Source organism: Aeromonas aquatica (assembly GCF_000764655.1).
Classification (GTDB): Bacteria; Pseudomonadota; Gammaproteobacteria; order Enterobacterales; family Aeromonadaceae; genus Aeromonas; species Aeromonas aquatica.
Genome location: NZ_JRGL01000006.1, coordinates 51,752 through 64,228 on the forward strand (window position 1 = coordinate 51,752; position 12,477 = coordinate 64,228).

Here is a 12,477-nt window from a genome sequence, read left to right on the forward strand (position 1 = left end):
ACCAGTTCTGGTGAGAGGCAGGGTCGACTGTCGTTTGAGCCTGCCAGGAGGTGCACGCCAAGCGGGGAAACCGGTGGCTAAAAGCTAAAAGAAGGAGGGCTGCACTCGCCGAGGCGGCACTGTCTTGGCGCTGGCCGCATTCTCTCACCCTGATGATCAAAGAGGCCCGACATATGCCGGGCCTTTCTGATCATCTTGCGAGACAACGGCTCACTTTCCTTGCTGGGACTCGGCGTAGAGGGCGGCACCTATGATACCTGCCTGATTGAGGCTGGCCGCCGCTACCAGCGGGGCCCGGGTCTCTATCTTGTCGATGAACTTGTCGAGTTTGGCGGCGCTGCCGCCCCCCAGGATGAAGAGATCGGGGGAGAACAGGAATTCCAGCCTGGCCAGGTATTTGTTGAAACGCTTGCCCCAGCGGCTCCAGGAGAGATCCTCGCGCTTGCGGGCGGCGTCCGAACAGTAGTGCTCGGCGATCATGCCTTCCAGCATCAGGTGACCCAGCTCGGTGTTGGGCAGTAGCTGACCGTTAACGAACACGGCGGTGCCGATGCCGGTGCCGACCGTGATGAGGATGATGACCCCCTTGCGATCCTGACCAGTGCCAAAGCGCATCTCGGCAAGCCCGGCTGCATCGGCATCGTTGATCACGTGGCAGGGCAGGCCGGTCACGTCCGTAAACAGGTGGGCCGCATCGGTCTCGACCCAGCTCTTGTCGATGTTGGCGGCGCTCTTGGCGATGCCGTTGTGAATGATGGCGGGGAAGCCGCAGCCCACCGGGCCCTTCCATTCGAAGTGCTCGACCAGCGCCTTGAGGGTATGGGCAATGGCGGCCGGGGTGGCCGGCTGCGGGGTGGTCAGACGCAGGCGTTCGCCAATCAACTCGCCGGTCTTGGTATCGATCAGGCAACCCTTGATCCCGGACCCACCTATATCAACTCCCAACATCTGCATCAGAATGTTCCTTTTATTGCGCCTATGGTCAATGGTCGGCAGAGCATGAAAAAAGTGCTGTCATCCGGCAAGGGCCAGATCACTTATGCGTGATCCGGCAGGCCTTTTTCGATGCAGCGGATCAGCAAACGGGTCTTCTTGTTCTCTTTCTCCTGGCGCGCGGCCAGGGTCGCCAGTGCCCACTCTATGTGTTCGGCCACCATGGGCTCGGCCTCGGCCAGCGCCTGCTGCAGGGCTGCGATCGCCTCGGGGCTGGCCGGACCGTTGCCGAGCGCCACCGCCAGGTTGCGGCGCCAACGTTGATAACCGATGCGGCGAATGGGGCTGCCCTCGGTGCGCTTGAGAAAATCGCTCTCCTGCCAGCGCCACAGGGTGAGCAGGGGCGGGCGGTGCAGGTTGGGCCTTGGACTGAAGTCAGGCTCGGGGCTTACGTCCGCATAGCGATTCCAGGGGCAGATGAGTTGGCAGTCGTCACAACCATAGATGCGATTGCCCATGAGCGGGCGCAGCTCCAGCGGAATGGGCTCGTCGCTCTCAATGGTGAGATAGGAGATGCAGCGCCGGCCATCCACCACGTAGGGCGCTATGATGGCACCGGTCGGGCAGATGTTGATGCAGGCCACGCATTTGCCGCACTGTTCTTTCTCCACCGGCGCATCCATGGGCAGTGGCAGGCTGACGAGCAGCTCCCCGAGGAAGAAGAAGGAGCCGGCGGACTCGTTGAGCAGCAGCGAGTGCTTGCCCACCCAGCCGAGCCCGGCCTTGGCGGCGAGCGGCCGCTCCAGTATGGGGGCCGAGTCGACGAAGGGGCGCCACTCTCCCGTGGCCTGAAACAATGACTGGCAGCGTTGCTCTATGCGATCCCCCAGCTGTTTGAGCCGGTTGCGCATGACTTTGTGGTAGTCGCGGCCGAGGGCATAGCGGCTGATGTAACCCAGGGTGGGATCGCGCAGGGTGGCGGCAAAACCCGCCTCGAAAGGCAGGTAATTCATGCGTACCGACAGCACTCGCTGGGTGCCGGGCAACAACTCATGGGGGCGCGCGCGCATCATGCCGTGACGGGCCATGTAGTCCATGTTGCCGTGATGGTTCGCATCCAGCCAGGCCTGCAATCTGGGCTCTTCGATACGCAGATCGGTGTCGGTGATCCCGACCTGGTCAAATCCTAGCTCGCGTGCCCAGAGCTTGATATCTTGAGCCAGTTGCTGGAGTTCGGTTGCCGTCATGCTGCGCGGTCGGACCCGAGCCTCGAAGGCGGGATCTTGGGGAGCGGGCATGGGGCTGAGCAGGTGTCGTCATGCCACGGTATATGCCCGGCGCCGGAAGGTCGGATCACTGGATGATGAAGGTCGGGAGCCGTCATGGTACAGGTTATCGAGGATGCTATCTGCGGGGAAGAAGGCAACAGTCTAGCACAGCCCCTGTGGCGGACCGAACAGATCCGTCGCCTGGAGCAACACTGGGCCAGGCTCGAGGGGCGTGAATGTTATGACCTGATGGAGCGGGCTGGTGCCGCCCTGTGCAGCTATGCCTGTCACCACTGGCCCAAGAGCCGCCACTGGTGGATCTTCGTCGGCCCCGGCAACAACGGCGGCGATGGTTATGTGCTGGCGCGCCTCGCCAGACGGATCGGGCTCGATCCCCTGGTGATCGCCACTCGGGCCCCCGCGTTGCTCCAGGGCGACGCCAGACGAGCCGCCGATGGATGGCTCGCCGCGGGAGGGAGCGTGATGATGGCCGAGACGGCCGAGCTCGACTCACTGATGCCACCGGATCTGGTAATAGACGCCTTGCTCGGCACCGGTGTCCATATTTCCCTCTCCCCTTCAATGACAAGGCTTGTCGCAACAATCAATGCCTTGCAGGTCCCCGTGCTGGCGGTGGACCTGCCCTCCGGGCTCAATGCCGACACCGGTCGCGCCATGGGCGCCCTGGTGCGCGCCACCCGTACCCTCACCTTCATTGGCATCAAGCAGGGCATGTTGACCGGTGACGGGGTGGACGGGGTCGGTCGGCTCGACTGCGATAGCCTCGGTGTGATGCCACCGGATGGCGTTATTCCTGCCTCTCTGCGGATCGACTACCCCGGCCTCAGGGCACTGTTGATCCCGCGCCTCCGCTCGGCCCACAAGGGGAGCAACGGCAAGGTGCTGGTGGTGGGGGGCAATCTCGGCATGCAAGGCGCTATCCTGTTGGCGGGGATGGCCTGCCTGCGGACGGGGGCTGGTCTGGTGCGCCTCTGGCAGCATCCGGACTCGCCTCCCGTCAGCTTGGTGCAGCCGGAACTGATGGGCTGGTCCGGCGGAATAGACGATGGCTGGGCCAAGGTCAGGGTGCTGGGACCCGGCCTCGGTCGGGACGAGTGGGCAAGGAGCCGGTTCGAGCAGCTGATCACGACCGAGGGGCCGCTGGTATTGGATGCCGATGGATTGAATTGGCTGGCGCAGGGGCCCCGTCATCAGGATAATTGGGTGCTCACTCCCCACCCGGGGGAGGCGGCCCGCCTGCTGGATTGTTCCATCGCCGAGATAGAAGCGGATCGCTTCGCCGCAGTGCGGCAACTGCAACGGCGCTACGGCGGCGTCGTGCTGCTCAAGGGGGCGGGTACGCTCATCTGCGACGGGCACAGCATCACCCTGTGCGACGAAGGCAACCCCGGCATGGCCAGTGGCGGCATGGGCGACCTGTTATCTGGTATAATCGCCGCCCTCCTGGCTCAGGGCTGGTCTGCCTCCATGGCAACCCGGCTGGGGGCCGTGATCCACGGTGAGGCGGCCGATTGCGCCGCCGCAGAGGGAGAGAGGGGCATGCTGGCATCGGATCTGCTGCCCTGGATCCGCCGTCTGGTCAATCCGACACAGTAACAAGTTAAAAGAAGAACATGGCAAAACAGTTGATGATGACACTGCCGGATGAGGCAGCAACAGTGGCACTGGGCGGACGGCTGGCGCAGGCGTGCCAGCAGGCGACCACGGTATTCCTGCACGGCGCCCTCGGGGCCGGCAAGACCACCCTGACCCGGGGTTGGGTGCAAGGGCTCGGCCATCAAGGCAAGGTTAAGAGTCCGACCTATACCCTTGTTGAGCCCTATGAATTGGCCAACTGGCAGGTCTATCACTTCGATCTCTATCGACTGGCGGATCCGGAAGAGCTGGAATTCATGGGCATTCGGGACTACTTCGCGGCCGATACCCTCTGCCTGGTGGAGTGGCCAGAGAAGGGGGAGGGCTGGCTGCCCGCCCCCGATCTCGAGATTACCCTGACGTATGTAAACGAGCAGCGTGAGGCCCTGATAGCGGCCCGCACTGCTATTGGCGAAGCCATTCTGGAACGGTTGTCATCTCAGTGCGCTTGATCCTTGTCGTTGTATTTTCCCTGCTGGCCCTGCCCTCCTACGCGAATCAGCTCAAGAGTGTGCGGGTCTGGCCATCGCCGGATAACACCCGGGTCGTGCTCGACATGAGCAGTGCCCCCAATTTCAACTATTTCACCCTGACCGGCCCGAACCGCTTGGTGATCGATCTGAAGGGGGCGAGCAACGCCGCCAACCTGACCCGCATCGAGAACAAGAGCGAGCTGGTGCGCAAGATCCGCGAGAGCACGCCGCTCGAGAAGGGCAGCATGCGGCTGGTGCTGGACCTCAGCTCCAATATCAAACCGGTGGTGTTCCCGCTGGCACCGGCAGGCCCCTATGGTCACCGGCTGGTGATTGATCTGCCCTATGAGGAGAAGGGGGCCAGCGCCGCGCAGTCCACCCCCGTTGGCGGGCAGGGCAAGGCCATCGTCATCGCCATCGATCCCGGCCATGGCGGGGAAGATCCCGGCTCCATAGGCCCGCGCCGCACCTACGAGAAACGGGTGACCCTGGCGGTATCCCAGAAGCTGGCGGCGCTGATCGACCGTGAGCCCGGCATGCGCGCCGTGATGACCCGTCGTGGCGACTACTTCGTCGACCTGAACAAGCGCTCCGAAATTGCCCGCAAGGCCAAGGCCGATCTGCTGGTGTCGGTGCATGCGGACAGTTTCCACAACTCCACGCCGCGCGGCGCCTCGGTCTGGGTGCTGTCGACCAACCGCGCCAACCGCGAGATGGGCAGCTGGCTGGAGAAGCAGGAGAAACAGGGCGAACTGCTGGGCGGGGTAGGCAAGGTATTGGCCGAATCCGACCCCAACCCCTATCTGGCGCAGACCTTCCTCGATCTTTCCATGGACAAGTCCAGGGCCGAGGGCTATGACGTCAGCCGCCAGATCCTGCGCTCCATGGGCAAGGTCGCCCGGCTGCACAAGAAGGCGCCGGAGCACGCCAGCCTGGCGGTGCTCAAGGCACCGGACATCCCCTCGGTGCTGGTGGAGACCGGTTTCATCTCCAACCACGGGGAAGAGAAGCTGCTGGCCACCGCCAGTTATCAGGATCAGCTGGCGCGCGCCATCTTCGAGGGGATCCGCAACTACTACCGCAGCCACCCGACCAAGGGCCCCATGATGACCGGCAAGGGCCAGCAGGTGGCCAGGAACAGTCAACCGGCGGCGAAAAAGGCGGTGGTCGCCCCCGCACCCCAGCAGCAGGTGACCAACCGCATGCCGGCGACGGTACCGACCAGCAGCAATGATGGCGGCGCCCCGGTCAGCAGCGTCAGCGGCGGATCCGGCGCCGGGGTGATCAAGCCCTACTCGGTGGCGGCCAAGGAGCCGAGCGTGCCGGTCGCAAGCAGCCAGAGCAACGACAAGTCCAAGATGATCCGCCATGTGGTCACCCGTGGCCAGAGCCTCTCCCGTCTCGCCGAGAAGCACGGAGTGAGTCAGGCGAAGCTGGTCGAGATCAACAAACTCAAGTCGCGGGACATCCAGATTGGGCAGGTGATCTATATCCCCCAAGGATAAGAATCGGGAGCCAGCGATGCCGATCCGTATATTGCCACCGATCCTGGCGCACCAGATCGCCGCTGGCATGGATGAGGTGGAGCGGCCCGCCGCCGTGGTGAAGGTGCCTGGATCCCGCAAAATGAAACGTCAGGAGTAAGCGATGCCGATCCGTATATTGCCACCGATCCTGGCCAACCAGATCGCCGCCGGCGAGGTGGTTGAGCGGCCCTCCTCCGTGGTGAAGGAGCTGGTGGAGAACAGCCTGGACGCGGGGGCGGATCGGATCGAGGTCGACATCGACAAGGGAGGCGCCAAGCTCATCCGCATCCGTGACAACGGCGGCGGTGTCGCCAAAGACGAGCTGGTGCTGGCGCTGTCGCGCCACGCCACCTCCAAGGTGGCGACCCTCGACGATCTGGAGGGGATCAACAGCCTGGGCTTCAGAGGGGAGGCGCTCGCTTCCATCAGCTCGGTCTCCCGCCTCACCTTTACCTCCCGCACGGCGGAGCAAACCGAGGCCTGGCAGGCCGAGGCGCAGGGGCGCGAGATGAGCGTCACCGTCAAGCCGGCGGCCCACCCGGTGGGCACCACGGTGGAGGTGGTGGATCTCTTCTTCAACACCCCGGCCAGGCGCAAGTTCATGCGCAGCGAGAAGACCGAGTTCGCCCACATCGACGAGCTGGTGCGCCGCATCGCACTCTCCCGCTTCGACTGCACCCTGATCCTGCGCCACAACGGCAAGGTGGTGCGCCAGTACAAGTCTGCCAATACGGTGGCGGAGCAGGAGCGTCGCCTCGCCGCCGTCTGCGGCACGCCCTTCATGCACCACGCCCTGGCGGTGGAGAGCGAGCACAGCGACGTGCGGCTCTGGGGTTGGCTGGCTGCCCCCGCCGGTGCCCGGCCGCAGAACGATCTGCAATACACCTACGTCAACGGCCGCATGATGCGCGACAAGCTCATCAATCACGCCATTCGCCAGGCCTATGACGAGTTGCTGCCGGCTGACCGCTTCGCCGCCTATGTGCTCTACATCGAGCTGGATCCGCGCCAGGTGGACGTGAACGTGCATCCGGCCAAGCACGAGGTGCGCTTTCATCAGGCCCGTCTCATCCACGACTTCATCTTCCAGGCCCTGTTCAGTGCACTGCATCGCGAGGTCAGGGTAGAGAATGCTATGGAAGAACCCTTGGCTGGTAGTCAGATTGAACTGCCATCCGCGTCAAAAATAGAATATCCCGGTCAGGCGCCGCGCCCGGAGTGGTATGGCGCCGAGCACAGCTATCGCTCCCCGGCCCAGGTCAGGGAGACCGTGGAGGCGCGGGAGGGCGGCGCGACTCGCAGTGGCCACTATCAGCCCCCTGAGCCCCCCAGCCGGGAGGCGATGCGCGGCATGGGCGCCTTGCTGACCACCCTGCCCATCGCCGAGGCCGGATCCGCGGCCATCGCCGCGCCGGTTGGTGCCGCCACGGCAGCCCAGCCGCAGCAGGCCTATCGTGCCCTGACTCTGGTGGAGCAATCCTATCTGCTGCTGGAGCGGGATGGTCAGCTGGCGCTGCTCTCTCTGGTGCGGGCCGAGCGGGTGCTGCTGCGTCACTGGCTGCTGGAAGCCTGGGGCCAAGGGCTGGCGGCGCAGCCCTTGCTGCTGCCGGTCTCCTTCAAGCTGCCCAAGACCTTGGTTGCGTTGGTAGAAGAACAGGAACGTTTGCTCAAACGCATGGGGCTGGAGTTGAAAAGCGGTGGGCGCGACACCATGATCCTGACTCGGGTGCCCGCCTTGCTGCGCCAGACCGATCTGGTGCGGCTCTTACCCGAATTGCTGCAGTTAATCGAGAGCGGATCTGACAGTGATGGGAACCAGCTGGCTGAAGTAGTATGCCAATGGCTGGTGGAACAGGGTATAAGCACCGAAAAAGTATATGATTTTTCAACGGCCAGTCGTTTGCTGACGGAACTTGTGAGCAATTTCAGTGACCAACTGGCAGATATTCGCATGGTGCGCCCCTTGTCGTTGGCGGCTGTGCTGGAAGAATTTACGCATGGCGGCCAAGCGCAATGACCCCCCTCCGGGTGGGTTCCTTGCCTCTGATTCGCCGTGTGAGAGGAAAGTGAACGTGGCTGAGTTGCCGAATGCAATTTTTCTGATGGGGCCGACGGCCTCCGGCAAGACGGATCTCGCCATCAATCTGTGTCAGGCCCTGCCCTGCGACATCATCAGCGTGGACTCCGCGCTCATCTATCGCGGCATGGATATCGGCACCGCCAAGCCGGGCGCCGCCGAGCTGGCGCAGGCGCCGCACCGACTGATCGACATCCTGGATCCGGCCATGAGTTATTCGGCGGCGGATTTTTGCCGCGATGCCTTGCGCGAGATGGACGAGATCGCCGCCCGTGGCCGCATCCCGCTGCTGGTGGGGGGCACCATGCTCTATTTCAAGGCGTTGCTGGAGGGGCTCTCTCCCCTGCCACCGGCGGATCCGGTCATTCGGGCCGGGCTGGAGGAAGAGGCAGCTCGCCTCGGTTGGCAGGCGCTGCACGATGAGCTGGTACGCATCGACCCTGTGGCCGGCGCGCGCATTCACCCCAACGACCCGCAGCGGCTGAGCCGGGCGCTGGAGGTGTATCGCATCAGCGGCAAGACGCTCACCGAGCTGACCTTGGTGCAGGGGGAAGGATTGCCATATCGGGTACACCAGTTTGCCATCGCGCCGAGCGATCGGGCCGTGCTGCACCAACGCATCGAGCAACGCTTCGATCTGATGCTGCAAAACGGCTTCGAGCAAGAGGTGCGAGCCTTGTTTGAACGGGGGGATCTCCACCCCGACCTGCCTGCAATTCGTTGCGTTGGCTACCGCCAAATGTGGGACTATCTGGCAGGGGAAGTGGGATATGATGAGATGCGTTATCGTGGCATCGTTGCCACCCGTCAGCTGGCCAAGCGCCAGATGACCTGGTTACGTGGCTGGTCCGATCTGACCTGGTTGGAATCTGGTGAGTCTGGCAATCTGGCAAGGGTTGTTGCCCGTGCTGGTGCGGCTTGACACTCCCTGTATAATCAGGTTGTTATAGCAATATCCGGTGTTTAAAAACAACAAACTATAAGGAAAAGAAAGATGGCTAAGGGGCAATCTCTCCAAGACCCGTTTTTGAATGCGCTGCGCCGTGAGCGTATTCCAGTTTCTATCTATTTGGTCAACGGCATCAAACTGCAGGGTCAGATCGAATCGTTTGACCAGTTTGTCATCTTGCTGAAGAACACCGTGAGCCAGATGGTTTACAAGCACGCCATTTCTACCGTGGTGCCGGCCCGTGCCGTCAATCATCACCAGCCCGCCCCGGGCGCGGCCGGTGAAGAGCAGGGTGAAGCCGAGGCGTGATATGCCGCGGCGAGCCGGCTCGCCAACCCGGATTCATCATGAGATCTGTTAAGGAGCAAGCGCTTGTTTGACCGTTACGAAGCTGGTGAACAGGCCGTTCTGGTACATGTCAACTTCAGCGATGAGGGTGAGCGGGAGGATCTGGAAGAGCTCAAGATGCTGGTGAGCTCGGCTGGGGTCAATGCGCTGGGGGTGGTCACCACCAGTCGCAGTGCTCCCAGCGCCAAGTTTTTTGTCGGTAGCGGCAAGGCGGAGGAGATCGCGTCCCAGGTTCAGATGCTGAATGCTGACGTGGTCATCTTCAACCATGCCCTGACCCCTGCCCAGGAGCGCAACCTGGAGCGTCTGTTCCAGTGCCGGGTGGTGGACAGAACCGGCCTCATCCTCGATATCTTCGCCCAGCGTGCCCGTACCCACGAAGGCAAGTTGCAGGTCGAACTGGCCCAATTGCGCCATCTTTCTACTCGCCTGGTGCGAGGCTGGACCCACCTTGAGCGTCAGAAGGGCGGGATCGGTCTGCGCGGCCCGGGTGAAACTCAACTTGAAACCGACCGACGCCTGCTGCGGGAACGCATCAAGGCGATCTTGCGTCGACTCGACAAGGTGGCGAAGCAGCGGGAGCAGGGCCGTCGCGCCCGCAATCGCAACGAAGTGCCAACCGTTTCTCTGGTGGGCTATACCAACGCCGGAAAGTCCACTTTGTTCAACCAACTTACAGATGCCAGCGTGTATGCTGCCGACCAACTGTTCGCAACTCTGGATCCCACCCTGCGTAAATTGGTGATCCAGGATGTGGGTGATGTGATCCTGGCGGATACAGTTGGATTTATTCGGCACTTGCCCCATGATCTGGTCGCGGCCTTCAAGGCGACGCTGCAGGAGACCCGCGAAGCGGACCTGCTGCTGCACGTCGTGGACTGTGCCGATGAGCAGATGCAGGAGAATGTCGATTCGGTGCAGACAGTCTTGGCCGAGATCGAGGCGGACGACCGTCCCCAGCTGATGATCTGTAACAAGATAGACAAGCTGACCGATCGTCCGGCCGGCCTGGAGCGGGATGACGAGGGTCGTCCACTGCGGGTCTGGCTGTCGGCCCAGACCGGTGAGGGGAGCGAATACCTGTTCGCGGCCCTGACCGAATTGCTGGCCGGATCCATGGTCCATCACACCCTGCAGTTGCCGCCCTCGGCCGCGAGATTGCGCAGTGCGCTCTATCGGCTGAAAGGCATCGAGCAGGAAGGTTTCAGTGAGGAGGGGGATTTTGTCCTGGAGGTGCGCTTGCAAGTGGCCGACTGGAACCGCCTCATGAAACAAGAAGGTGAGAGTTTACAACGCTTTATCAGGCATTGATGGTCGATGAAGATGAAGGCTTAGCGGCTTCGTCAACGATCGATGGCCCGGTAGAGATGATATCCATCCGCATGTATTAATGGAGACGCTGATGGCTTGGAATGAGCCTGGAAACAACGGCAAAGACCGTGACCCTTGGGGGAATAACGGCAAGAATCAGGGACCCCCTGATCTGGATGAAATGCTGCGTAAGGTGAGCCGCCGTTTCGGTGGCCTGTTCGGCGGTGGCAAATCCGGTGGTGGTGATGTAGGCAAGTTTGGCCTCTCCATCGCGCTGGTGGTGGCCGTGGTGGTGTGGGTCGTCAGCGGCTTCTACACCATCCGTGAAGCCGAACGCGGCGTGGTACTGCGCTTTGGGGAGTATTCCCATAACGTGGATCCCGGCCTGCGCTGGAAGCCGACCTTCATCGATCGGGTGATCCCGGTGGACGTCGAGTCTGTGCGCTCCCTGCCGGCCTCCGGCTTCATGTTGACCCAGGACGAGAACGTGGTCCGGGTCGAGATGGACGTGCAGTATCGCGTGGTCGACCCGGAGCAGTACCTGTTCAGCGTCACCAATGCCGACGAGAGTCTGAGCCAGGCCACCGACAGCGCCCTGCGCTACGTGGTGGGTCACACCAAGATGGATGATGTCCTGACCACGGGTCGGGAAAAAGTCCGTCAGGAGACCTGGCAGGTGATCGATGGCATCATCGAGCCCTACCAGATGGGCCTGCAGATCGTCGACGTCAACTTCCTGCCGGCGCGTCCGCCGGAAGAAGTGAAAGACGCCTTCGATGACGCCATCTCCGCTCAGGAAGATGAACAGCGTTTCATTCGTGAAGCGGAAGCCTATGCCCGTGAAGTGGAGCCGAAGGCCCGCGGCTCGGTCAAGCGTCTGGAACAGGAAGCCGAAGGCTACAAGTCCCAGATCGTGCTGAAGGCCAAGGGTGAAGTCGCTCGCTTCAACGAGCTGCTGCCCCAGTATCAGGCCGCCCCCGAGCTGACTCGCGAGCGTATCTACCTGGAAACCATGGAAGAGCTCTATCAGCAAGCCAACAAGGTGCTGGTCGACATGCCTGCTGGCAACAACAGCATGATCTACCTGCCATTGGACAAGCTGTCTGGCAAGGCGAATGCGGTGCAACCGGCACGTCCGGCGGGCACACCTGCGGTGGAGCCGGCCCAGCCGTCCAACGAAGGGGCCAATTCCACACCGACGCCGCTGCGTGGCGGTGACCGTTTCAGCACAGGGAGAAACTAATAGATGAAGAAAATAGCTATTGGTGTCATCGCTGTGGCCGCCATGGTCTGCTTCTCCTCCGTCTTCATCGTCGATGAAGGTCAGAAGGGCATAGTCGTGCAATTCGGCAAGGTGAAGCGGGTTGACTCCGGTGAACCCCGTCTCTACGAGCCGGGCCTGCACTTCAAGGTGCCGGTGATTGACCAGGTTCGCAAGATGGATGCTCGCATCCAGACTCTGGAAGGTCAGGCGGATCGCTTCGTCACCTCGGAGAAGAAAGACCTCATCATCGACTCCTACGTGAAGTGGAAGATCGAGGACTTCTCCAAGTACTACCTGGCAACCGGTGGTGGCAACAAGATCCAGGCCGAAGACCTGCTCAAGCGCAAGATCAACAACGGTCTGCGTTCCGAGATCGGTAACCGCACCATCAAGGACATCGTCTCCGGTGAGCGCAGTACCGTGATGGAAGATGCCCTGATGAAGATGGCGCGCTCCTCCGAGCTCGGCATCAAGGTGGTGGATGTGCGGATCAAGCAGATCAACCTGCCGGTGGAAGTCTCCAGCTCCATCTATCAGCGGATGCGTGCCGAGCGGACTGCCGTGGCCCGTGAGCATCGCTCCCAGGGTCGCGAGCAGGCCGAAATCCTGCGTGCCGACATCGACCGAAAGGTCACCGTCATGATCGCCGACGCCGAGAGTAATGCGCGTCAG

Annotated in this window: 12 protein-coding genes; 10 read left to right on the plus strand and 2 right to left on the minus strand. The window is 62.3% G+C overall.

Translation table 11 applies throughout. The features are described 5' to 3' along the window. Positions 1 to 210 precede the first annotated feature (210 nt). Positions 211 to 954, minus strand: coding sequence for a polyphosphate--glucose phosphotransferase (gene ppgK, locus LG30_RS0100550; protein ID WP_033128762.1), 744 nt, complete (start codon positions 952 to 954; stop codon positions 211 to 213). Between the two features lie 83 nt (positions 955 to 1,037). Beyond that, positions 1,038 to 2,180 carry a tRNA epoxyqueuosine(34) reductase QueG gene (queG, locus tag LG30_RS0100555; RefSeq protein WP_033128763.1) on the minus strand — a complete coding sequence of 381 codons (1,143 nt, stop codon included), beginning with the start codon at positions 2,178 to 2,180 and terminating at the stop codon, positions 1,038 to 1,040. Positions 2,181 to 2,315: 135 nt separating this feature from the next. Between queG and LG30_RS0100560 the strand changes: the two genes are divergently transcribed. The 10 genes from LG30_RS0100560 to hflC form a co-directional block, all read left to right on the plus strand. Further along, positions 2,316 to 3,818: a bifunctional ADP-dependent NAD(P)H-hydrate dehydratase/NAD(P)H-hydrate epimerase gene (locus LG30_RS0100560; RefSeq protein WP_033128764.1), complete on the plus strand. Its 1,503-nt coding sequence runs from the start codon at positions 2,316 to 2,318 to the stop codon at positions 3,816 to 3,818. Positions 3,819 to 3,835: 17 nt separating this feature from the next. Continuing rightward, positions 3,836 to 4,309 (plus strand): tRNA (adenosine(37)-N6)-threonylcarbamoyltransferase complex ATPase subunit type 1 TsaE, encoded by a 474-nt coding sequence (gene tsaE / locus LG30_RS0100565; RefSeq protein ID WP_033128765.1) that lies wholly within the window; start codon positions 3,836 to 3,838, stop codon positions 4,307 to 4,309. Continuing rightward, positions 4,300 to 5,835 (plus strand): N-acetylmuramoyl-L-alanine amidase, encoded by a 1,536-nt coding sequence (locus tag LG30_RS0100570; RefSeq protein ID WP_033128766.1) that lies wholly within the window; start codon positions 4,300 to 4,302, stop codon positions 5,833 to 5,835. Before tsaE ends, LG30_RS0100570 begins: the two co-directional genes overlap by 10 nt. Before the next feature lie 16 nt (positions 5,836 to 5,851). Further along, positions 5,852 to 5,974: a hypothetical protein gene (locus LG30_RS22845; protein WP_274518475.1), complete on the plus strand. Its 123-nt coding sequence runs from the start codon at positions 5,852 to 5,854 to the stop codon at positions 5,972 to 5,974. Positions 5,975 to 5,977: 3 nt separating this feature from the next. Continuing rightward, a complete protein-coding gene (mutL, locus tag LG30_RS0100575) occupies positions 5,978 to 7,873 on the plus strand; it encodes a DNA mismatch repair endonuclease MutL (RefSeq protein ID WP_033128767.1) in 1,896 nt (631 codons plus the stop codon). A gap of 64 nt (positions 7,874 to 7,937) precedes the next feature. Further along, a complete protein-coding gene (gene miaA, locus LG30_RS0100580) occupies positions 7,938 to 8,855 on the plus strand; it encodes a tRNA (adenosine(37)-N6)-dimethylallyltransferase MiaA (RefSeq protein ID WP_081965925.1) in 918 nt (305 codons plus the stop codon). Positions 8,856 to 8,927: 72 nt separating this feature from the next. Then, positions 8,928 to 9,191, plus strand: coding sequence for an RNA chaperone Hfq (hfq, locus tag LG30_RS0100585; protein ID WP_033128769.1), 264 nt, complete (start codon positions 8,928 to 8,930; stop codon positions 9,189 to 9,191). 63 nt (positions 9,192 to 9,254) lie between these two features. Beyond that, positions 9,255 to 10,541: a ribosome rescue GTPase HflX gene (hflX, locus tag LG30_RS0100590; RefSeq protein WP_033128770.1), complete on the plus strand. Its 1,287-nt coding sequence runs from the start codon at positions 9,255 to 9,257 to the stop codon at positions 10,539 to 10,541. A gap of 91 nt (positions 10,542 to 10,632) precedes the next feature. After that, positions 10,633 to 11,784, plus strand: coding sequence for an FtsH protease activity modulator HflK (gene hflK, locus LG30_RS0100595; protein ID WP_033128771.1), 1,152 nt, complete (start codon positions 10,633 to 10,635; stop codon positions 11,782 to 11,784). 3 nt (positions 11,785 to 11,787) lie between these two features. Next, the coding region (hflC, locus tag LG30_RS0100600; protein WP_033128772.1) for a protease modulator HflC at positions 11,788 to 12,477 on the plus strand (690 nt) is incomplete at its 3' end.

Bases quoted from the DNA above. Each gene is read 5' to 3' on its own strand.
- ppgK (WP_033128762.1), bottom strand. From the start codon at position 954: ATGCAGATGTTGGGAGTTGATATAGGTGGGTCCGGGATCAAGGGTTGC.
- queG (WP_033128763.1), bottom strand. From the start codon at position 2,180: ATGACGGCAACCGAACTCCAGCAACTGGCTCAAGATATCAAGCTCTGG.
- LG30_RS0100560 (WP_033128764.1), top strand. From the start codon at position 2,316: ATGGTACAGGTTATCGAGGATGCTATCTGCGGGGAAGAAGGCAACAGT.
- tsaE (WP_033128765.1), top strand. From the start codon at position 3,836: ATGGCAAAACAGTTGATGATGACACTGCCGGATGAGGCAGCAACAGTG.
- LG30_RS22845 (WP_274518475.1), top strand. From the start codon at position 5,852: ATGCCGATCCGTATATTGCCACCGATCCTGGCGCACCAGATCGCCGCT.
- mutL (WP_033128767.1), top strand. From the start codon at position 5,978: ATGCCGATCCGTATATTGCCACCGATCCTGGCCAACCAGATCGCCGCC.
- hfq (WP_033128769.1), top strand. From the start codon at position 8,928: ATGGCTAAGGGGCAATCTCTCCAAGACCCGTTTTTGAATGCGCTGCGC.
- hflK (WP_033128771.1), top strand. From the start codon at position 10,633: ATGGCTTGGAATGAGCCTGGAAACAACGGCAAAGACCGTGACCCTTGG.